At 71.6% G+C, this 19,509-nt stretch carries 20 protein-coding genes; 8 read left to right on the forward strand and 12 right to left on the reverse strand.

Translation table 11 applies throughout. The features are described from left to right. Positions 1–138 precede the first annotated feature (138 nt). Entirely contained in the window at positions 139–312 is a 174-nt protein-coding gene (locus tag AB0K73_RS12500) for a DUF3117 domain-containing protein (protein WP_067875042.1), read from the forward strand. Positions 313–320: 8 nt separating this feature from the next. Here AB0K73_RS12500 and AB0K73_RS12505 read toward each other — a convergent pair whose 3' ends face one another. Continuing rightward, positions 321–953: a class I SAM-dependent methyltransferase gene (locus AB0K73_RS12505; RefSeq protein ID WP_360513437.1), complete on the reverse strand. Its 633-nt coding sequence runs from the start codon at positions 951–953 to the stop codon at positions 321–323. Positions 954–1,047: 94 nt separating this feature from the next. On the opposite strand from AB0K73_RS12505, the gene AB0K73_RS12510 reads away from it, so the two are divergent. Next, positions 1,048–1,437, forward strand: coding sequence for a sec-independent translocase (locus AB0K73_RS12510; protein WP_360513435.1), 390 nt, complete (start codon positions 1,048–1,050; stop codon positions 1,435–1,437). Between the two features lie 37 nt (positions 1,438–1,474). Here AB0K73_RS12510 and AB0K73_RS12515 read toward each other — a convergent pair whose 3' ends face one another. Beyond that, entirely contained in the window at positions 1,475–3,025 is a 1,551-nt protein-coding gene (locus AB0K73_RS12515; protein WP_360513433.1) for a succinic semialdehyde dehydrogenase, read from the reverse strand. Positions 3,026–3,080: 55 nt separating this feature from the next. On the opposite strand from AB0K73_RS12515, the gene AB0K73_RS12520 reads away from it, so the two are divergent. Next, positions 3,081–4,529 carry an MFS transporter gene (locus tag AB0K73_RS12520; RefSeq protein ID WP_360513431.1) on the forward strand — a complete coding sequence of 483 codons (1,449 nt, stop codon included), beginning with the start codon at positions 3,081–3,083 and terminating at the stop codon, positions 4,527–4,529. Continuing rightward, the gene (locus AB0K73_RS12525) at positions 4,526–6,058 is read left to right on the forward strand and encodes an aspartate aminotransferase family protein (protein ID WP_360513429.1); all 1,533 of its coding nucleotides are present in this window, start codon (positions 4,526–4,528) and stop codon (positions 6,056–6,058) included. The genes AB0K73_RS12520 and AB0K73_RS12525 overlap by 4 nt, the downstream gene beginning before the upstream one ends. A gap of 193 nt (positions 6,059–6,251) precedes the next feature. On the opposite strand, the gene AB0K73_RS12530 is transcribed toward AB0K73_RS12525, so the two are convergent. From AB0K73_RS12530 to AB0K73_RS12545, 4 genes are read right to left on the reverse strand one after another with little or no spacing between them, the layout of a single operon-like run. Continuing rightward, entirely contained in the window at positions 6,252–7,127 is an 876-nt protein-coding gene (locus tag AB0K73_RS12530; RefSeq protein WP_360513427.1) for a hypothetical protein, read from the reverse strand. Between the two features lie 16 nt (positions 7,128–7,143). Beyond that, positions 7,144–8,322, reverse strand: coding sequence for a P-loop NTPase (locus tag AB0K73_RS12535; protein WP_360513425.1), 1,179 nt, complete (start codon positions 8,320–8,322; stop codon positions 7,144–7,146). After that, on the reverse strand, positions 8,309–8,830 hold the full coding sequence (locus AB0K73_RS12540; RefSeq protein ID WP_360513423.1) for a DUF1003 domain-containing protein: 522 nt from the start codon (positions 8,828–8,830) through the stop codon (positions 8,309–8,311). Before AB0K73_RS12540 ends, AB0K73_RS12535 begins: the two co-directional genes overlap by 14 nt. Beyond that, positions 8,817–10,145, reverse strand: a complete 1,329-nt coding sequence (locus AB0K73_RS12545) for a CBS domain-containing protein (protein ID WP_360513421.1) — start codon at positions 10,143–10,145, stop codon at positions 8,817–8,819. Before AB0K73_RS12545 ends, AB0K73_RS12540 begins: the two co-directional genes overlap by 14 nt. Positions 10,146–10,223: 78 nt before the next feature. Between AB0K73_RS12545 and AB0K73_RS12550 the strand changes: the two genes are divergently transcribed. Further along, the gene (locus AB0K73_RS12550; RefSeq protein WP_360513419.1) at positions 10,224–10,976 is read left to right on the forward strand and encodes a general stress protein; all 753 of its coding nucleotides are present in this window, start codon (positions 10,224–10,226) and stop codon (positions 10,974–10,976) included. A gap of 21 nt (positions 10,977–10,997) precedes the next feature. On the opposite strand, the gene AB0K73_RS12555 is transcribed toward AB0K73_RS12550, so the two are convergent. After that, a complete protein-coding gene (locus tag AB0K73_RS12555; RefSeq protein WP_360513417.1) occupies positions 10,998–12,419 on the reverse strand; it encodes a M1 family metallopeptidase in 1,422 nt (473 codons plus the stop codon). A 103-nt stretch (positions 12,420–12,522) separates the two neighbouring features. Between AB0K73_RS12555 and AB0K73_RS12560 the strand changes: the two genes are divergently transcribed. Next, complete coding sequence (locus AB0K73_RS12560; RefSeq protein WP_360513415.1) at positions 12,523–12,867, forward strand: TIGR02611 family protein; 345 nt, start codon at positions 12,523–12,525, stop codon at positions 12,865–12,867. 24 nt (positions 12,868–12,891) lie between these two features. Here AB0K73_RS12560 and AB0K73_RS12565 read toward each other — a convergent pair whose 3' ends face one another. Together AB0K73_RS12565 and AB0K73_RS12570 are read right to left on the reverse strand one after the other, a co-directional pair. After that, complete coding sequence (locus tag AB0K73_RS12565) at positions 12,892–14,454, reverse strand: aminopeptidase P family protein (RefSeq protein WP_360513413.1); 1,563 nt, start codon at positions 14,452–14,454, stop codon at positions 12,892–12,894. A gap of 47 nt (positions 14,455–14,501) precedes the next feature. Then, positions 14,502–15,518, reverse strand: a complete 1,017-nt coding sequence (locus tag AB0K73_RS12570; RefSeq protein WP_360513411.1) for an endonuclease/exonuclease/phosphatase family protein — start codon at positions 15,516–15,518, stop codon at positions 14,502–14,504. A 97-nt stretch (positions 15,519–15,615) separates the two neighbouring features. Here AB0K73_RS12570 and AB0K73_RS12575 point away from each other — a divergent pair, with 97 nt between their 5' ends. Beyond that, complete coding sequence (locus AB0K73_RS12575; RefSeq protein ID WP_360513409.1) at positions 15,616–16,485, forward strand: PHP domain-containing protein; 870 nt, start codon at positions 15,616–15,618, stop codon at positions 16,483–16,485. A 56-nt stretch (positions 16,486–16,541) separates the two neighbouring features. Here AB0K73_RS12575 and AB0K73_RS12580 read toward each other — a convergent pair whose 3' ends face one another. Continuing rightward, positions 16,542–18,020 carry a DEAD/DEAH box helicase gene (locus AB0K73_RS12580; protein ID WP_360513407.1) on the reverse strand — a complete coding sequence of 493 codons (1,479 nt, stop codon included), beginning with the start codon at positions 18,018–18,020 and terminating at the stop codon, positions 16,542–16,544. Positions 18,021–18,152: 132 nt separating this feature from the next. Between AB0K73_RS12580 and AB0K73_RS12585 the strand changes: the two genes are divergently transcribed. Next, positions 18,153–18,869 (forward strand): ferritin-like fold-containing protein, encoded by a 717-nt coding sequence (locus AB0K73_RS12585; protein WP_360513405.1) that lies wholly within the window; start codon positions 18,153–18,155, stop codon positions 18,867–18,869. Between the two features lie 35 nt (positions 18,870–18,904). Here the strand turns inward: AB0K73_RS12585 and AB0K73_RS12590 are convergent, their stop codons facing one another. Next, a complete protein-coding gene (locus AB0K73_RS12590) occupies positions 18,905–19,216 on the reverse strand; it encodes a hypothetical protein (RefSeq protein WP_360513403.1) in 312 nt (103 codons plus the stop codon). Positions 19,217–19,218: 2 nt separating this feature from the next. Next, entirely contained in the window at positions 19,219–19,443 is a 225-nt protein-coding gene (locus AB0K73_RS12595; protein ID WP_360513401.1) for a DUF3107 domain-containing protein, read from the reverse strand. Positions 19,444–19,509 lie beyond the last annotated feature (66 nt).

Here is a 19,509-nt window from a genome sequence, read left to right on the forward strand (position 1 = left end):
AGGCGACGAATCGGCACGCGGCGAGCCTTCACGCGTGGTGACCGGGCAGTAAACGTTGTCCACAGACCCGGCGAGGATTTCCCAGCGCCGCTTCGCATGGCCGATAATGGAGGGGACAGCCACGAAAGGGGTAGCTCAATGGCGGCCATGAAGCCACGCACCGGAGACGGGCCTATGGAGGCTGTGAAGGAGGGTCGCCTCATCATCGTGCGGGTTCCGCTCGAGGGGGGCGGTCGCCTCGTCGTCTCGGTGAACGACGCTGAGGCCAAGGAGCTGTACGACGTCCTCGGCGGCGTCGTGAACCCCGCCTGAGGCGAGGGTCAAGCGCCCAACTTCACGATCTGCAACAGGCCGTCTCCCGCAGGGGAGACGGCCGTTGCCACTGCTGGGGACGCTGACAGCTCCGCGATGAGCTCCCGGAACGCCGTGGCAGCGTCGTCTCGACGGGCGGGATCGGCGACGCGTCCTTTCCAGAGGGCTCGTGCGACGAGCACGCAACCGCCGGGCTTCGCCAGGCGCAGGCCGTGCTCGACGTACTCGATCACCGACGGGGCATCCGCGTCGATGACGACCACGTCATAGCTGTTCTCGTTCATGCGCGGCAGCACCTCGCTCGCCCGGCCGGCGATGAGCCGCACGCGTGCGGGCGCAATGCCCGCGTCGGCGAAATGCTCGCGCGCGTGCTGCTGGTACTCGTTCTCGGTGTCGATCGAGGTCAGCAGCGCGCCGCGCACGGCCTGCAGCATCCACAGTCCCGAGACGCCCACTCCGGTGCCGACCTCGATGATGGACTCGGCACGCGCGGCAGCGGCGATGACGGCGAGCTGCGCGCCGACCGCCGGGGAGACGGGTTCGATGCCGAGCTCGAGTGACTGCTGACGGGCTTTCACGACCGCCTCGGTCTCGACGACGGAGTCGTCGACGTACTTCCAGTTCAGGTCTCTTTCGGACACGTGGCGACTCCCGGTGGCTGGCTCTCGACCCATTAGCCTACGGGCCCGCGGGCGACGGCGTTCGCACGCCTCGCCGCCCGACTATCCTGTAGGGGTGTTCGGTCTGACGTTCGAGAAGCTCCTCATCATCGGGGTGATCGCCGTCTTCCTGCTCGGACCCGATCGTCTGCCTCACTACGCTGCGCAACTCGGCCGTCTCGTGCGTTCCATGCGCGACATGGCGAACGGGGCGAAGACCCGCATGAAGGAGGAGATGGGTCCCGACTTCGACGACGTCGACTGGCGCAAGCTCGACCCCCGCCAATACGACCCGCGACGCATCATCCGCGAGGCGCTGACCGAGGTCGATCCGTTCGCCGAACCCGAGAAACCCGTCGTCGCGCGCGCCGCGGTGAACGAGAACTCCGCCTACCTCCAGCGCAAACGCAAGCTCGACGCGCTCGGCGCGGGCGAGGCGGCGCCGTTCGACTCCGAGGCGACCTGACGACGGCCGCCTGACGATCGAGGGCTCGCGCCGCGGTTCAGCGCCGCCGCACGCCGCGCAGCACGCGCGCGAGCAGCACGAAGAGCTCGGCGAGCGCCCCGTACTCGCGCCCGGTGCGTGGCAGCTGCAGGAGGCCCGTCGAGCGGGACACGGTGATGGAGTCCGCGAAGCGGAGCAGACCTTCGGGTCCGTTCCGGCGGCCGACACCCGATGCCTTGAGGCCGCCCATCGGCGCGTCCACCGAACTGAACGTGCCCCGGTAGCCCTCGTTGATGTTGATGCTCGCAGCCTCGAGCGCGTCGGCCACGCGCTGTCCCCGGCGGGCCGAGCGCGTGAGCACCGAGGCGTTGAGACCGTACTCGCTGTCGTTCGCCGCCAGCACCGCCTCCTCCTCGGTATCGACGAGGTAGAGCGAGACGATCGCGCCGAACGTCTCCTCGGCGTACACGCGCATCTCGGGCGTGACGCCGGTGAGCACGGTCGGCTCGAAGAACCAGGGCCCGAGGTCGGGGCGGGGGTTGCCCCCCACCAGCACGGTGGCGCCCTTCGAGAGGGCGTCGTCGAGGTGCGCCTGCACGTTCTCGAGCTGCTCTCGGCTCGTGAGCGACCCGAAGTCCATGGTGTAGTCGCGCGCCGTGCCGACCTCGGCCGAGCGGAGGCGCTCCACGAGCGCCCGGGTGAACTCGCCCGCCACCGCCCGGTGCACGTAGAGCCGCTCGATCGAGACGCAGAGCTGGCCCATCGCCGAGAAGCACGCGTACGCGGCATCCGCCGCCGCCTTCGCGGGGTCGACGTCCTCGAGCACGATGAGCGGGTTCTTGCCGCCGAGCTCGAGCGACGCGCCGATGAGACGGCGGCCCGCCTTCTCGCCGATGCGGCGGCCCACCGCCGTGGAACCCGTGAAGCAGATGTAGTCGACGTGGTCGGTGAGCGTCTCGCCCACCTCGTGCGCCGTGCCGGTGACGACGGCCCAGAGCGCCTCGGGCACGCCCGCGTCGATGAACGCGCGGCGGAGCGCGAGGATGGTCAGCGCCCCCTGGTCGTCGGCCTTCTGCACCACCGCGCAGCCGGCCGCGAGTGCGGGCACCACGTCCATCGCGGCGAGGCTCAACGCGAAGTTCCACGGCGTGATGACGCCGACCACGCCCTTCGACCGGTACCGCACGCGCGTCGTGGTCACGAGCGGAACGCCCGCGCGACGGCGCCGGCCGCGGAGCACCCGCTGTGCCGACAGCGCGTTGTACCGGGTCACCGACGCCGACTGGAAGACCTCCTCGAGCGCCTGGCCGCGGCTCTTGCCGCTCTCGAGCTGCACGAGGTCGAGGAGCGTCTCGCGCCGGTCGAGCAACAGGTCGTGCGCGCGCAGGAGCACGCGACGGCGCTCGGCGAAGCCCGCACGGGCCCATGCCAGATGGGCCAGCCGGGCCCGCGCGATGGCGTCGCGTACGTCGTCGGCGCTCGAGCGCGGGAGCTCATGGATGCCTTCGCCGTCGAGCGGGGAGGGCATGCTGATCGTCTCGGTGCCCGAAGCGACGACATCGTCGGCGAGGCTCGTGAAGAGTTCGGGGGAGGCCGTCGGCGCACGCATGGGCACAGTCTAGGTCAGACGTCCCACTTCGCTGCGGGATGAGTACACTGCCACCATGACCGCACCGGAGCGACTCCTCTCCCGCGGCGTCGTCACCCGGTATGCGATCGGTTCGATCGGCACCGGCGGCTTCGCGACGCTGCCCGGACTCGTGCTCGTCTACTACCTCACCGACACGCTCGGGGTGACAGCGCTCCTCGCCGGTCTCGTGGTCACGGCCGCGAAGGTGTGGGACGTCGTCGTCGACCCGTGGATCGGTGAGCGCAGCGATCGGGCGCTCGTCCGCACCGGCACTCGCCGCACGTGGATGACGATCGGCGCGGCGGCGCTGCCCGTGGGATTCCTGCTGACGTTCGCGGTTCCGGCGGGGCTCGTGCCCGAGGCATCCGCCGTCTGGGTCTTCGTCGCGTTCCTCGCGACGGCCACCGCCTTCAGCGTGTTCCAGGTGCCGTACATCGCGCTGCCCGCCGAGCTCACGCCTGATTACGACGCCCGCACGAGGCTCCTCACGTGGCGGGTCGTGGTGCTGACGGTCGCGATCCTGTTGTTCGGCGCGGGCGGTCCCGAGATCCGCGCCGCGTTCCCGGGTGATGAGCGCCTCGGGTACCTCGTGATGGCGCTCGTCGCGGGTGTCGTGATCGGGGTCGGCATGCTCATCGCCGCGACGACGGCGGCGCGCGGCATGGCGGTGTCGGATGCCTCGGCGACGGCCGCTCCGGTGTCGGAGGTCTCGGCGACGGCCGCCCCGGTGTCGGAGGTCTCGGCGACGGCCGCCCCGGCCGGACACCGCATCGGCGTCGGCTACGCCGAGGGCATCGCGGCCCTGCGGCGGAGCGCGCCGTTCCGCGCACTGCTCACCGCGTTCGTGCTGCAGGGCCTGGCGACGGGTGCCATGCTCGCGGGCGCCCAGTTCGTGGCCACGTGGGTGCTCGGCAACGAGCGCCTCGTCACCGCGCTGTTCGTGGCGCTCATCGCGCCCGCCGTGCTCTGCGCCCCCGCGTGGGAACGGGTGGCACGCCGGATCGGCAAGGAGCGTGGCTTCGTGATCGCGAGCGCGCTCTTCGCGGTCGCGGCGGCGAGCCTCGTCGGCATGCTCTGGGCGCCGGGCCCGTGGGTGTACGCGCCGGTGGCGCTCGCCGGCGCGGCCTACGCGGGCATGCAGTCGCTGCCGATGGCGATGCTGCCCGACGTCATCTCGCACGACGCCGGGCGTCACGGCGCCGGCCGGGCCGGCAGCTTCGGCGGCGTCTGGACGGCGGGCGAGACGGCGGGCATGGCGCTCGGCGCGACGCTCCTCACGATCGTGCTCGCGGTGACCGGCTACGCCGAGTCGACCGGATCCACCGTCGTCGAGCAGCCCGGTGCGGCGATCGCCGGCATCACCATCGCGTTCAGCCTGCTGCCCGCCGCCCTGGTGCTCCTGAGCCTCCTCCCGCTGCGCCGATATCCGCTGCGCAAGGGCGACATCGACGCGGATGCCGCGGCACCGGCGGCGCTGCGATGAGCGCCTTCGAGCGCAGCCCCGACGAGGTGCTCGCGGAGCTGGAGGCGTTGCGCCGCGCCGATGCGCCGACCCACGGCGGACGCGTGCTCTCGTACGTGTACGACTCGGGGCTGCCCGAACTCGACGACCTCGCGGCCCGCGCGGCGCGGATCGCGCAGGCGGTGAACGGGCTCGATCCGACCACGTTCACGTCGGTCGCCGCAATGGAGGCGGACGTCGTCGGATTCGCGCGGCGGATCTTCCACGGCGAGTCCGCCGCCGACGGTGAGGAGGTCATCGTCGGCTCCGTCACATCGGGCGGCACCGAGAGCTGCCTGCTCGCCGTGAAGACGGCCCGCGACGTGTGGCGCGCGGCACGCGCCGGCACGCCGCGCACCCCCCGGATCGTCGCTCCGACGACGGTGCACGCGGCATTCCACAAGGCGGCGCACTACTTCGGACTCGCGCTCGATCTCGTGCCCGTCGATCCCGACACCGGTGCGCCCACGCCGGCCGCGATCGAGGAGCGCCTCGGCGATGATGTCGCGCTCGTCGTGCTCAGTGCGCCGTCGTACCCGTTCGCGACCCTCGACCCGATCGCCGACGTCGCGGCGATCACCGCGCCGCGCGGCATCGCCCTGCACGTCGACGCGTGCATCGGCGGGTTCGCGCTGGCGTTCTGGCCCGAGGCCGTGCCCCCGTGGGACTTCCGCGTGCCGGGCGTCACGAGCCTCTCGGCCGACCTGCACAAGTACGGGTACGCGCCCAAGGGGGTCTCGGTGCTGCTCACGCGGGGGCGCGACCGGCAGCGCCACCAGTACTTCGCGACGACCGACTGGCCCGGCTACCCCGTGGTGAACCCCACGATGACCGGGTCGAAGCCCGCAGGGCCCCTTGCGGCCGCCTGGGCGATCGTCCGCGTGCTCGGCACCGGCGGCTTCGCCGAGCTCACGGCCCGAGCCGCCTCGGCCACCCGCGAGCTCCGCGACGTGATCGGCGGCATCGAAGGACTCCGGGTGGTCGGCGAGCCGACCGGTCCGCTCCTCGCGGTGGCTGTCGACGAGCGGGCGCCGGTCGAACGTCGGGTCGACCCGCATCAGTGGGCGGATGCCGCGCGCGAATCCGGCTGGCACGTGCAGCTGCAACCGGGCCGTACGCAATCCGACGGTTCACGCCTGCCGCATACCACGCACCTCACGGTGACCCCCGTCACGGACGCCGTCGTGGGAGAACTCGCCGTTGCGCTCATCGATGCGGCCGACCGGGTTCGTGGCGTGCCCACGATCGACGGCGGCGAGCTCGTCGCGGGGCTCGCCTCGCAGGTTCCGGGCGGGGCGGACGCGCTCGCCGAGGCATCCGTTGCCGGGATCGACTCCGACGGTGCCGCGGCGCTGCTCGGCGCCTTCGGACTCCTCGCCGGCGAGGGAGCGGGCGGAGCGCTGCCCGATCGCCTCGCGCCCGTGCTCGCGCTCGTCGAGGCGCTGCCCGGGCCGCTCACGGAGCGGCTGCTGATCGAACTGCTCGCCCGCGTGGTCGAGCCGCGCGACTGAGCGGGCGCGGTCGCCCCGGGCCGCATCGCCCTCGAGGGTCGAGAAGTCGCGTTCGCAGCGTGCGACCGTGCAAACGCGACTTCTCGATTCGAACGGACGAGCTGTCGCAGCATCCGGTCGTGCCCGCCCCTGATCGAAATGTCGCGTTCGCAGGGTGGCACCGTGCATTCGCGACTTCTCGATCCGCGGCGCCTCAGCCGGCGGGCACGGCGAGGCCGCAGCGCTCGCCGTAGTAGGCGTACAGCTCGGCCTTGAGCCCATTGTCGGACGGCACGTCGAGGCGGCCGGCCCGGCCGTCATCGGTCGCGATCTCGAACGGGAGGATCGTGCCGCGCTTGTCGTCGGCGATCGCGTGGGCGTCACAGCGCGCGGGCCGCACCGGCAGGCTGATCGTGAACGGCGCGTCGCCACCGGCGACGTCGAGGCCGAGGGTCCAGTCGATGCCGTCCTCGGCGTTCAGCAGCGTGGTGCCGTAGACGCGCTCGATGCGCATCGATCCGTCGGCGGATGCCACGGGCTCGACGCGGACATCGATGAAGGCACGCCGCTCGGCGCCGGCGCCGGTCGAGCGCAGGTGCTCGGGCATGACGAGTGCCGCGATGGCGGCGACCGACTCGCCGAGGCAGTCCGCCGCATTCACCCGGGCGATGGTGTCGAACGGGTCCTCCGCGGTGAGGCGACCCTCCTGAGCGCCATCGGCAGTCGCCACCGTGAGGTCGACCTCGACCGGGTTCGGCTCGGCATCGCAGACGCTCGCCGGAAGGTCGAGCCTGATGTCGATGGCGTCGCCGGCGTCGAGCTCGATCGGCTCAGAGCGCCCGAGCCCCGGTTCCAGGGTCGGGATGTCGAGTGCGAACGACTCGATCGTGACGGGCGTGGTGCCGTGGTTCTCGAAGTGCACGACGAGGCGGCCCGCCGGCACGTCGAGGCGGCCCTGCTTGATGGAGACCGCGAGCCCGTCGGGGAGCGCGGGTGCCGGGGCGGGTGTCGCGCACCCGCCGAGCACGGGCGCCACGGTCGCGAGGGCGGCGACGAGCGCGAGCGAACGGAGACAGTGGGCGCGAGGCATCCGACTCATCGCTCGATCACCGCACCGAGACGTCGAGCCGGCGTCCGGCCAGGGAACGGGGGAGGGCGGCCAGGTGCTCGGCGACCTGCTCGATCGCGCGGGCCGCCGGATCGTCGGGCGCCGAGACGACCACCGGGGTGCCGGCATCGCCGCCCTGGCGGAGCGCGATGCTGAGCGGCACGCTCGCGAGGAGTGGAACGGGCGAGGGCTGCCCTTCGGAGAGCCGGTCGGCGACGAGGGCGCCGCCGCCTGCGCCGAACAGCTCGACGACGCCACCGTCGGGCCCGGCGAAGCCCGCCATGTTCTCGACCACGCCGACGATGCGCTGCCCGGTCTGACGCGCGACCACGCCCGACCGCTCGGCCACGTCGGCCGCGGCGGGCTGCGGTGTCGTGACGACGACGACCTCGGCGTTCGGCAGCAACTGGCCGAGCGAGATCGCGACGTCGCCCGTGCCGGGCGGAAGGTCGACGAGGAGCACGTCGAGGTCGCCGAAGTACACGTCGGTGAGGAACTGGTTGAGCGTGCGGTGCAGCATCGGCCCTCGCCAGGCCACCGCGACGGATGACGCGCGTCCGCCCGGCTCGGTCGGCTCCACGAACATGCCGATCGAGATGACCTTCACGCCGTGCGCGACCGGCGGCAGGATCATGTCGTCGACCCGCGTGGGGCGGGCGGCGTTGCCGTGCTCGTCGACGAGCCCGAGGAGCCCGGGGATCGAGAAGCCGTGCACGTCGGCGTCGACGAGCCCCACGCTGAGACCGCGTGCGGCGAGTGCGACCGCGAGGTTCGCAGTGATCGTCGACTTGCCCACGCCGCCCTTGCCGCTCGTGATCGCGATCACACGGGTGAGCGTGCCCGGTCCGAACGGGTTGCCGCGCGCCGCTCGGCCGCCGCGGAGGCGTTCCGTGAGCGCCTGACGCTGTTCGGGCGTCATCACCGTGAGGTCGACCTCGGCGTTGCCGGCCCCCACGACCGTCTCGGCGGCCTGCCGCACGTCGCGTTCGATGCGGTCGCTGGCGGGGCATCCGACGATCGTCAACCGGATGCCGACCCGCGCGCGACCGTCGTCGCCGACCGCGACCGACGCGACCATGTCGAGCTCGGTGATGGGCTTGCGGATCTCCGGGTCGATGACACCTGTGAGTGCGGCGCGGACGCCCTGCTCGAGCGCCGCGGCGTCAACGTGCGGCATGCTCGGCCTCCTCGTCGGACTGACGGTCGAGCTCCTCCATCGCGGCGCGGAGCTCGGCGCGGATGAAGTCCTTCGTCGCGAGCTCCTTCACCACGAGCCGGAGCGCCACGACCTCGCGGGCCAGGTACTCGGTGTCGGCGAGGTTCCGCTCGGCCCGCTGGCGGTCCTGCTCGATCTGCACGCGGTCGCGGTCGTCCTGGCGGTTCTGAGCGAGCAGGATGAGCGGGGCTGCGTAGGAGGCCTGCAGCGAGAGCACGAGGGTCAGCGCGATGAAGCCGAGCTCGATCGAGTCGAACCGCAACCGCTCGGGCGCGAAGGTGTTCCACAGGATCCACGCGATGACGAAGACGGAGAGGCCGAACAGGAACCACGGCGTGCCCATGCCGCGCGCCACCCATTCGGTGAAGCGGCCGAACCGGTCGCGATCGCCGGCCATGCGGAAGGCGGGCGATCGGCGGATGCCCTTCGGGGTGTCGAACCGGCGGTTCTCGACGTCAACGCGTGCCATCTCCTGCCCTCCTTCCATGCGGGATCGGGATGCTACCTGTGGTCAGCTGTGCGCGCGCCGCGGCGCGGCGCCCCACTTCGGTCTCTTCGGGATGACTTCGCCAGTCATCGGGCAGGAGGTAGTCGAGCACGTCGTCAATCGTCACCACCCCGACGAGTCGATGCTTCTCGTCGACGACCGGCACCGAGACGAGGTCGTAGCTCGCGAGGATGCGGCTGACCTCCGCGGCGGAGGTGTCGGCGCGGACGGGCTCGAGGCCCTGGTCGATGAGCGTGCCGAGGCGCTCGTGCGGGGGGTAGCGGAGCATCCGCTGGAAATGCACGAGACCGAGGAAGCGCCCGGTCGGCGGCTCGTACGGGGGCAGCGTCACGCACACCGCCGCGCCGAGCGCCGGCGGAAGGTCGTGCCGGCGGATGAGCGCCAGCCCCTCGGCCACCGTCGCGTCGGCCGAGACGATGATGGGCTCGGTCGTCATGAGGCCGCCCGCGGTGTTGGCGCCGTACGAGAGGAGGAACCGCACGTCGTCGGCCTCCTCGGGCTCCATGAGTTCGAGGAGGTGCTCGCCGCGCTCCTCGGGGAGCTGGGCGATGAGGTCGGCGGCGTCGTCGGGCTGCATGTGGTCGAGCACGTCGGCCGCGCGGTCGTCGCCGAGCTTGGCGAGGATGTCGACCTGGTCGGACTCGGGCATCTCCTCGAGCACGTCGGCGAGCCGGTCGTCGGGCAGCTCCGCGGCCACCTCGTGCCGGCGCAGCGGCGGCAGGTCGAGCAGCGTGTTCGCGAGGTCGGCCGGCTTCAGCTCCGAGTAGGTGGCGATGAGCTGCTCGGCGGACTGCGCCTCGCCCTTCGCCGTGAACTCGCGCACCTCGCGCCAGGTCACGTACGCCGACTGGCCCTTCGAGAACGGCGAGGCGCCCTTGGGGCGACGCACGAAGAGCTGGTCGACCTCCCACTCCCCGGGTTCCTGCTCCTCGATCGCGACATCCTCGATCGTCGCCTGACCGGAGCCGTCGTTGAAGACGACCTTGCGACCGAGCATCTCGGCGATGACGCGCACCTCGCCGCCGCGCTGCTCGAAGCGGCGCAGGTTGATGAGACCGGTCGTGATGATCTGGCCGCCGCCGATCGACGTGACGCGCCCGATGGAGACGAACACGCGCCGCTTGCCCGGGATCTCGACGATGAGCCCCACGACGCGCGGAGGGTCGTTCTTGCGGTACACGACGAGGACGTCGCGCACCTTGCCGACCCGATCGCCGGCCGGGTCGAAGACCGCGCAGCCGGCGAGTCGGGCGACGAAGACTCTCGTTGCGCTCACGCTACCAACTTAGCCCCCGAACGTGGATTCCCGACCGGTTCCCGGCGGCGGCACGTGCCCGCATGGGAGAATGGCCGCGTGAGCAACCAATCCCCGTTCGGCGGCCGAATGGCACGCGCATACCCGACCCTGCCCAAGGGCGAGACCGTGGCGAGCTTCGAGACCTACGCCGAAGCGCAGGCCGCCATCGACACGCTCTCGAAGGCCGACTTCCCGGTGAAGGAGCTGGCCATCGTGGGCACCGACCTCACGAGCGTCGAACGCATCACGGGCAAGCTCAGCTGGGGTCGGGCGGCAGGTGCCGGTGCACTGTCGGGCGCCTGGTTCGGTACCTTCCTCGGTCTGCTGTTCTTCATCTTCGCGCCGACGGGCGCGTCGCTCGGCATCCTCGGCTCCGCGATCCTCATCGGCGCCGGATTCGGCATGATCTTCAGCGTCGTCTCGTATGCCGCCAACCGCCGTCGCCGCGACTTCACCTCGATCGCGCAGGTGCTCGCCACGCGCTACCTGATCATCGCCGAGCCCGCTCACGTCACGCGTGCGCGCCAAGTGCTCGGCACATCGGATGTCGCGGCGACCGCCACGCCATGGAGCTCGACGGCGGCGGCACCGGCCGCTCCGTCGGCTCCCGCAGCCCCCTCGGCTCCGCCCGCGCCCGCTGATGCGACGGCCGCCGCGCCGACGCCGATCGCCGGGGAGGAGCACGTCGCGGTATCCGACACCGGAACCGAGCAGCCGGCCGACGAACAACCGCGCGGCCTCACCTACGGCGAGGCGCAGGATGCGGCGCGCCGCGCAGCGCGCGAGCGACGCGACGCCCCCGAGTCCTGAGCGTTGGGGAGTGTCCGCCGCCTACCAGGTGACGGGCTTCTCACCCGTGTAGAGCCACACCTCGAAGAACGCGTCGAGCTCGTCGCCCGACACCTCCTCGGCGAGGGCGATGACGTCCGCCGTCGAGGCGGTGCCGCCGCCGAAGCGCTCCACCCACGCCCGCGCCAACTCGAAGAACGCGTCGTCGCCGAGCTCCACGCGCAGGGCGTGCAGGGTGGCGGCACCCCGGTCGTACACCGGGTTCAGGAAGAGCCCGAGTGGACCCGGGTCGGCGACGATGAGGTCCCATTCCTCGTCGTCGGCCGGGATCGATAGGTAATCGTCGAACGTCGCCTGGGCCGTGTCACCGCCGCGATGCTCGGCCCACATCCATTGCGAGTACGTGGCCCAGCCCTCGTTGAGCCAGATGTCGGACCAGCGATACGGGCTCACGTGGTCGCCCATCCACTGGTGGGCGAGCTCGTGGGCCACGGTGCCCTCGCGCGCGGTGCGCGAGAAGAACGATCGCGTCTGCGTCTCGAGGGCGTAGCCCACCGAGTCGTCGTCGACGATCGCGCCGTACGAATTGAAGGGATACGGGCCGTAGAGGCCCTCGAAGAAGACGAGCATGTCGCTCGTGAGCGCGAGGGCCGCTGACGGGTCGCCGAGACGTGCCGGATCGACGGCATCGAAGATGGGCGTGCCGTTCGCCGCGACGTACTCGTCCACGACGTAGTCGCCCACGCTGGCCGTGGCGAGGTACGCGGCCATCGGATCGGGTGCGTCCCAGTACCAGGTGGTCTTCCCCTCGGCCGTGGCCGCGGGAGCGCTGGGCAGCCCGTTCGCGACCGCGACCAGGCCTTCGGGCACGGTGATCTCGAAGGAGTAGGTCGCCTTGTCGGTGGGGTGATCGTTGACCGGGAACCACGTCGCGGAGCCGTCGGGCTCGCTCACGACCATCGCGCCGTCACGCGTGGTGACCCAGCCGTAGAGCGCACCCTCGATGTCCGTCGGGCGCGTGGTCGTGCCGCCGTAGGTGACCACGACCTGGGCCGGCTTGCCCGCCTTGACCTTCTTCGTGGGCGTGATGACGAGTTCGTTCGCCGTCTGCGTGAAGGTCGCCGGCTTGCCGGCCACGGTCACGTCCGTGGCGGTGAGGCCGCGCAGATCGAGGTTGAACCGGCTGAGATCCTGCGTCGGGATGAGGTCGATGGTGGCGACGCCGTCGAGCTGGCCCTCGAGCGGTGCCGGATCCGGTGGCGCCGGTGTGTAGTCGAGGTCGAGGTGGTAGTGCACGACGTCGGTGCCGCCGTTGCCCGCGAGGGGGAAGTACGGGTCGCCGGCTCCGTCGGAACCGGGCGTGTACTCGATCGGCCCGGCCAAGGCGGCCGACGGTGCCGTCAACAGGGCGGCCGCGGCGACCGCCGATCCGAGAGCGAGCAGTGCGGTGCGGCGGGTCGGCATGGAATCCTCCTGCGTATCGGCGGTGCTGCCCAATGTAGACCCCGCGACGGAATGGCCACCAGAGTCGCGGCGCATTTCCAGACTCGAGATATATCGTGTGCGCATGATGCACGAGATCACGCAGCGAGAGATCGAGCGCGAGATCGCCGAGGGCGAGCGGCCCGATCGACCGATCAGGCGGATGCTCCGTGGCATCCGTCGCTGGATCGACCGCCACCCGCGACTTCGGCTGGCCTACCGGATCGGCGTCGGCGTGCTCGGCGGCGTCATCGCGATCGGCGGGCTGCTGCTCGTGCCGCTGCCCGGTCCCGGATGGCTCGTCGTCTTCCTCGGCCTTGCGATCCTCGGCACCGAGTTCGCGTGGGCGAAGCGGCTCGCCGCCTTCACGAAGCGCCAGTTGGCCCGCTTCTGGGCATGGTGGAAGGCACGCCAGGCCGAGCGCGCCTGAGCGGCACCCGATCGCGCGCAGCGGTCAGGACGAGGCGCCGCTGCCGCGCACCCACGCCTCGACCTCGTCGGCCGTGCGCGGGATCGCCGCCGAGAGGTTCTCGGCGCCGTCGGCGGTGACGAGGATGTTGTCCTCGATGCGCACGCCGATGCCGCGGAACTCCTCGGGCACCGTGAGGTCGTCGGACTGGAAGTAGAGCCCCGGCTCGATCGTGAACACCATGCCCGCTTCGAGCACGCCGTCCATGTACATCGAGCGACGCGCCTGCGCGCAGTCGTGCACGTCGAGCCCGAGGTGATGGCTCGTGCCGTGCACCATGTAGCGGCGGTGGAACTGGTTCTCGGGCTGCAGCGACTCCTCGGCCGACACGGGCAGGAAGCCCCACTCGGCGGTCTTGCGGGCGATGACCTCCATGGCGGCGGCGTGCACCTCGCGGAAGATCGCACCGGGCCTCACGACGCGGAACGCGGCATCCGCAGCCTCGAGCACGGCCTCGTAGACCCGACGCTGCACCGGCGAGAAGGTGCCGTTCACCGGGAACGTGCGCGTGATGTCGGCGGTGTAGTACGTGTCGCGTTCGACGCCCGCGTCGAGGAGCACCAGGTCGCCGGGTACGACGGGGCCGTCGTTCCGGGTCCAGTGCAGGAAGGTCGCGTGCGGCCCTGCCGCGGCGATGGAGCTGTAGCCGACGTCATTGCCGTCGAGCCGGGCGCGCGTCGCGAAGACGCCCTCGATGACCCGCTCGCCACGTACCTCTGCGGTGATGCGGGGAAGCTCCTGGAACACCTCGGTGAAGCCGCGCGCCGTCGCGTCGATCGCGGCGCGCATCTCGGCGACCTCGAACTCGTCCTTCACGAGGCGCAGCTCGCTCAGCACGCGCGCGAGGTCGGCGTCGGGTTCGTGCTCGCCGCCCACCTCGAGCGAGAACGGGGCATCCGACGCATTGGTCGACAGGGCCACCTCGGCGGCGTACCGGATGCGCGCGTGGTCGACCCGCTCGGTGATCGCGGGATCGGCCTCACGCACGACGAGCGTGGCGGTGTCGACCGCATGGATCACGTCGTCGAAGTCGGCGATGCCGCGGGTCGCCAGCCCCAGGTCGGCGGCGACGTGTGCGAGCGATGGGCGCGGCCCGATCCAGAACTCGCCGATCGACGCGTCGGCGTAGAACTCCTCGGTGTCACGGCCGGCGCGCTCGCGGAAGTACACGGTGGCGTCGTGGGCGTCGCCGTTCGGTTCGAGCACGAGCACCGAGCCGGGCTCGGAGTCGGAGCCCCAGCCTGTCAGGTGCGCGAAGGCCGAGTGGGCGCGGAACGGGTAGTCGGTGTCGTTGGCACGCTGCTTCATGTCGCCGGCGGGAAGGATCAGCCGCACGCCCGTGAACGCCGCCGAGACCTTCGCGCGCCGCGCCGCAGCGAAGCTCGCCTGCTCGCGGGCGGAGGGCAGGGCCTCGTCGCGCTCGGCCCAGCCGCTGCCGATGTAGCGCTTGAACCCCTCCGATCCGGGCGTCGTCGAGCGGTTGGCATTGCGGTCCTCGTCCTCCGACGTCGGGCGTGCGGTCGTCGTGCTCGTGTCGGTGTTCGCCATGCCGTCCATTCTGGCACCGGTGGCCGAGCGGATGCCGCGAGCCGAGGTCACTCCGCAGGGCGCAGCGTCGCCACTACGGGTCGGTGGTCGCTGCCCGACCCGTCGACCTCGCCGATCACGCGGAAGGCGTCGACCTGCCAGCCGGGCGTCGCCATGACGTGGTCGATCGGGCTGCCGAGGAGTTTCGGCAGGAACGTCGGCCAGGTACCGATCGCCCCGCCGCCAGCTGCGACTGCGGCATCCCGGCATCGTCCCAGATCTCCGCCGTCGACGCCGCGCCCCGCGAAGTGGTCGACGGTCGCGTTGAAGTCGCCGGCCATGATCACGTTCTCCCCGGCGCACTGCTCGGCGAGCCAGTCGAGGTCGCTGCGCCAGTTGCGCAGTTCCCACCGGATCGGAGCGACGGCGTGCACGGCGACGATGCGGGGGCCGTCGCCCTCGACGGGGTCGGCCACGATCGACGGCAGCGTGTTGGTGTTGCCGGGCGGTCCGGGTACGAGCGCCGAGGTGACGGTGTAGTCGCCGAGCCCCGGCGTGATGAGGATGGTCGTCGAGCGCGCCTTGGCCACGTCGTCGAAGGCGACCGTGTGCACCCACATGGGACTGCCGCCCACGCGCATCGCGATCGCGACCTCCTCGCCGAGCGGTCCGGTCGACTCGGGCAGCACGATCACGTCGGCGCCCTCGTCGAGCGCGAGCGTGGCGATGGTCGACGCGTCGGGCACCTCGCCGAGGGTGTTCCAGGACAGGACGGTGACGGATGCCTCGTCGGCCGCGGCATCCGTACCGCTCCCGCCGCGCGCGGCGAGGACCGCCAGGTTGCCCGCGGAGAAGAGTGCGAGCACGACGGCCATGGCGATGCCGAAGCGTCGCGTGGGGCGGGGGATCGTGAAGAGCAGGAAGCCTGCTGCGAACACGGCGCCGCCCAGGGCGGCGGCTCCGCGCAGGGCGACGACGTGCGCGGCGACCCACTGGTTCTGGAGTCCGAGCCCCTGCGGCCACACCAGCACGGCCGCGAGGACGGCGGTGCCGAGCACGACGATCCAGCCGAGGAAACGGAGCATTCAACCAACCCTAGGGGAGCACCCCGGGTCGTGGCCGCGGTGCTGCCGCCGATGCGCTGGGAGTCGGCGGTGAGGATGCCGCGACTAGCATGAAGGGATGTCCGAAACCCCCGTCGGCGCCGGGATCGCCGACCTGCACACGCACACGACGGTCTCGGACGGCACGGAGTCGCCCGCCCGCCTCATGCAGCAGGCCGCGGCCGCGGGGCTCTGGGGCATCGCCCTCACCGACCACGACTCGACGAGCGGATGGGCCGAGGCGGCGGCGGCCGTGTCAGAGACGGGTGTCGTGCTGATTCCCGGCATGGAGCTCTCGACGCGCGAGCAGTTCATGAGCGTGCACCTGCTCGGGTACCTCATCGACCCGCTCGACGAGGCCCTGCTCGCCGAGACCGCGCACATCCGCGAGTCACGCCTGACGCGTGCCGAGGAGATCGTGCGCCGGATCGGGCGCGACTACGCGCTCACCTGGGACGACGTGCTCGCGCAGACCACCGAGGGCGCCACCATCGGGCGGCCGCACATCGCCGACGCGCTCGTCGCCCGTGGGCACGTGTCGACCCGGTCGGCGGCGTTCGCCGGGATCCTCGATCCGGGGGCCGGGTACGCCCGGCCGCACTACGCGCCCGACCCGCTCATGGGCATCCAGCTCATCCGCGCGGCCGGCGGGGTGCCCGTGCTCGCGCACCCCGGCACCCGCGGCGCCGAACGTGTCATCCCACCCGCGCGACTGCGGCAGCTCGTCGACGCCGGCCTCTTCGGGCTCGAGATCGACCACCCCGAGAACCGCGAGGACGCGAAGCCGCGGCTCCGAGCCCTCGCCCGCGAATTCGGACTCGCCGTCACGGGGTCGAGCGACTACCACGGTGCCGGCAAGCCGAACGTGCTGGGGGAGTGCCGCACCGCGGCCGACGTGGTCGAGCGCATCATCGCCGAAGGGCGCGGCTCGGCGCCGGTCAGGCCTTAGGGCTCACGCCGCGGGCGCGGCCGGAAGGCTCACGCCGCGGACGTTGTCCGGCAGCCTCACGCTGCGGGCGCGGCACCGCCGGTCGAACCGCCACGACGACGACGGCGACGGCGGGGTGCGGCATTGCCGTCGTGGTGCTCGTGCCCTTTGCCGTCGTGCGTTCCCGTGCCGGGCTCCTTCGTGACGGCTGTCGAATCGGCCGTCTCGTTCGCGGCGACCGATTCGCCGGTCGGCGTGCCGCCGCGCGTGCGCCGGCGTGAGCGCGAACGCGGTGCGCGGTCGGCGTCGGCCTCGGCACGGCCCTCACTGCGGCCGGCAACGCTCGAACGCGCCGGGGCGGCGGTGGCCGTGGGCTTCAGTCGTCCCTTCGTGCCGTGGGGGATGTCGAGATCGGAGTAGAGGTGCGGGCTCGACGAGTAGGTCTCGGTCGGCTCGGGCTGCCCGAATTCCAGCGCGCGGTTGATGAGCGCCCACTTGTGGAGGTCGTCCCAGTCGACGAACGTGACGGCGATGCCGGTCTTGCCCGCGCGGCCGGTCCGGCCGACGCGGTGCAGGTACGCCTTGTCGTCATCGGGGATGGTGTGGTTGATGACGTGCGTCACGTCGTCGACGTCGATGCCGCGGGCTGCGACATCCGTGGCGATGAGGACGTCCTTCTTGCCGGCCTTGAAGGCGGCCATGGCGCGTTCGCGCTGGTCCTGGTTGAGGTCGCCGTGCACCGCCGCGGCGTTGAAGCCGCGGTCGTTGAGCTCCTCGACGAGCTTCGCCGCCGCACGTTTCGTGCGCGTGAAGATGACGGTCTTGCCGCGGCCGTCGGCCTGCAGGATGCGCGCGATCACCTCGTCTTTGTCGAGCGAGTGCGCGCGGTAGACGAGGTGCTTGATGTTCGCCTGCGTGAGGCCCTCGTCGGGATCGGTCGCGCGGATGTGGATCGGGCGGGTCATGAAGCGGCGGGCCAGCGCGACGATCGGTCCGGGCATGGTGGCCGAGAACAGCATCGTGTGCCGGGTCGGCGGCGTCTGCGCCATGATCTTCTCGATGTCGGGGAGGAAGCCGAGGTCGAGCATCTTGTCAGCCTCGTCGAGCACCATCTCGCTGACGTTGCGGAGCGACAGCAGGCGCTGCGACGCGAGGTCGAGCAGGCGCCCGGGCGTGCCGACGACGATCTGCGCGCCCGCCTTGAGCTGCTCGATCTGGCCCTCGTACGCCTTGCCGCCGTAGATCGAGACGATCTGCGTCGGGCGGTTCGATGCCGCGATCTCGAGGTCCTCGGTCACCTGAACGCACAGTTCGCGCGTGGGCACGACGACGAGCACCTTGACGCCGTGCTCGGGGTCGTCGCCGAGGCGCTGGATGATCGGCAGGCCGAACCCGAAGGTCTTGCCCGTGCCGGTCTTGGCCTGGCCGATGATGTCCTGGCCCGAGAGGGCGAGGGGGATGGTCTGTTCCTGGATGGGGAAGGCATCGATGATGCCCTTCGCGGCGAGCGCGTCGACGATGTCGGACGCGACCCCGAGGTCACTGAAAGTAGTCAAAGTTCTGCCTGTCGAATGTCGCTGATGAGGGTGCGCCTCGTCTCGACTCCAGGCGCACGGCCGCGGATCCATCGTCCGCATGCCCTGCCAGCCTATCCGAGACTCCCTGAGAGCCTCCGATAGGCTTGCCCAGTGGTGTTCCGGACGAATCGACGCGGCTCGCGTCCCGAGACGCCGCGACTGCGCCCGCGCGTCGCCCCGACCGAGCTGGCGCGCGTCGACTTCCACGAACTCGTGCCCGAGCAGGTGCCGTTCCTCGGGCAGGCGGCCTACATCCAGCTCGAGTTCTTCGAGGGACTCGCGAAGGCCGTGGCGACCGCACCGACCCTGCCGTCGAAGGAGGGGCTGAGCGCCGCCGCGGGCGTCGCCCTGCGCAAGCACCACGCGCTCATCGCCGAGATCCGCCGGCTCGAGGTGGAGCCCGACGACGTCATGGCGCCGTTCGCGCCCGCCACCGACCGCTTCCGCCAGGCGACGGCGGGGGCGGACTGGTACGAGCTGCTCCTCGGCATCCACCTCACCGCTGGCATGCTCGACTCGTTCTTCTCACGCCTCGCCGAGGGCCTCCCGGCCGACCTCGGGGCTCGCGTGCGCGCCATCCTCGATGAGGAGGGCGCCGCGGTCGTGCTCGAATCCGAACTGCGCAACGCGATCCACGGCGAGCCCGGGCTGGCCGACCGGCTCGCCCTCTGGGGGCGCAGCCTCGTGGGTGACACCCTGCTCATCGCCAGGTCGGCGCTCAGGGCGTCGGATGCCTCGGCGCGGGCCGGCGAGCAGGTGGAGCCCGTGTTCACCGACCTCATCGCCGACCACACGCGTCGCATGGACGCGCTCGGCCTCACGGCGTGACTGGGGTCGGGCCGGTCGAGCCGGGTTGAGCCCGGTCAGGCCCGGCGGGCTGACGCTCCGGGGCGTGCGAGACGCTCGAAGAGCGCCTCGTCACCGCGCTCGCGGCGCGGCCCGATGAGGAGCACGGCCACCACGGATGCCACGGCCGCCGCGGCGAGCGAGGCGACCCAGATCCAGCCGCCATCCCATGGCCAGCCGAGCCACGTCAGCCCGACCCACACGACGGCGGCGACGCCCGTGCCGATCGCCGGCACGACGGCGCTGCCGTAGGTGTGTCGTCGGGGGAGCGAGTAGCGTGCGGCGAGGCCGAGGATGGCCCCGCCGAGCGCGACGAACAGGAGTTCCATCGTCAGGCGACGAACCCGACGCGGCGCGATTCCTCCGAGCCGATCTCGACGTACGCGAGGGCCGCCGAGGGCACCACGTACACGGCGCCCTTGCTGTCGGAGAGCTTCAGGTGCGCCGACTGCCCGGCGAGCGCCGCTGCGACGGCCTGCTCCACCTCCGCCGCCGACTGCGAGGTCTCGAATCCGAGTTCACGGGGGGAGTTCTGGATGCCGATGCGAACGTCCACTGTGCGCCTTTCTGCTTGTGACCAAAACACTACGTCACGGGCCGCGCCGGGCCGCACCCGTTCACT

This window comes from Agromyces sp. NPDC052230 (genome assembly GCF_040679595.1).
In the GTDB taxonomy this organism is placed as follows: Bacteria; Actinomycetota; Actinomycetes; order Actinomycetales; family Microbacteriaceae; genus Agromyces.

What these genes read in the sequence shown, in the direction of transcription:
- AB0K73_RS12515 (WP_360513433.1), bottom strand. Translation starts at nt 3,025, where the DNA reads ATGCGTGCGCCGACGGCCTCCCCCGAACTCTTCACGAGCCTCGCCGAC.
- AB0K73_RS12560 (WP_360513415.1), top strand. Translation starts at nt 12,523, where the DNA reads ATGATGCACGAGATCACGCAGCGAGAGATCGAGCGCGAGATCGCCGAG.
- AB0K73_RS12540 (WP_360513423.1), bottom strand. Translation starts at nt 8,830, where the DNA reads ATGGCACGCGTTGACGTCGAGAACCGCCGGTTCGACACCCCGAAGGGC.
- AB0K73_RS12565 (WP_360513413.1), bottom strand. Translation starts at nt 14,454, where the DNA reads ATGGCGAACACCGACACGAGCACGACGACCGCACGCCCGACGTCGGAG.
- AB0K73_RS12530 (WP_360513427.1), bottom strand. Translation starts at nt 7,127, where the DNA reads ATGCCTCGCGCCCACTGTCTCCGTTCGCTCGCGCTCGTCGCCGCCCTC.
- AB0K73_RS12575 (WP_360513409.1), top strand. Translation starts at nt 15,616, where the DNA reads ATGTCCGAAACCCCCGTCGGCGCCGGGATCGCCGACCTGCACACGCAC.
- AB0K73_RS12520 (WP_360513431.1), top strand. Translation starts at nt 3,081, where the DNA reads ATGACCGCACCGGAGCGACTCCTCTCCCGCGGCGTCGTCACCCGGTAT.
- AB0K73_RS12570 (WP_360513411.1), bottom strand. Translation starts at nt 15,518, where the DNA reads ATGCTCCGTTTCCTCGGCTGGATCGTCGTGCTCGGCACCGCCGTCCTC.
- AB0K73_RS12590 (WP_360513403.1), bottom strand. Translation starts at nt 19,216, where the DNA reads ATGGAACTCCTGTTCGTCGCGCTCGGCGGGGCCATCCTCGGCCTCGCC.
- AB0K73_RS12555 (WP_360513417.1), bottom strand. Translation starts at nt 12,419, where the DNA reads ATGCCGACCCGCCGCACCGCACTGCTCGCTCTCGGATCGGCGGTCGCC.
- AB0K73_RS12500 (WP_067875042.1), top strand. Translation starts at nt 139, where the DNA reads ATGGCGGCCATGAAGCCACGCACCGGAGACGGGCCTATGGAGGCTGTG.
- AB0K73_RS12535 (WP_360513425.1), bottom strand. Translation starts at nt 8,322, where the DNA reads ATGCCGCACGTTGACGCCGCGGCGCTCGAGCAGGGCGTCCGCGCCGCA.
- AB0K73_RS12525 (WP_360513429.1), top strand. Translation starts at nt 4,526, where the DNA reads ATGAGCGCCTTCGAGCGCAGCCCCGACGAGGTGCTCGCGGAGCTGGAG.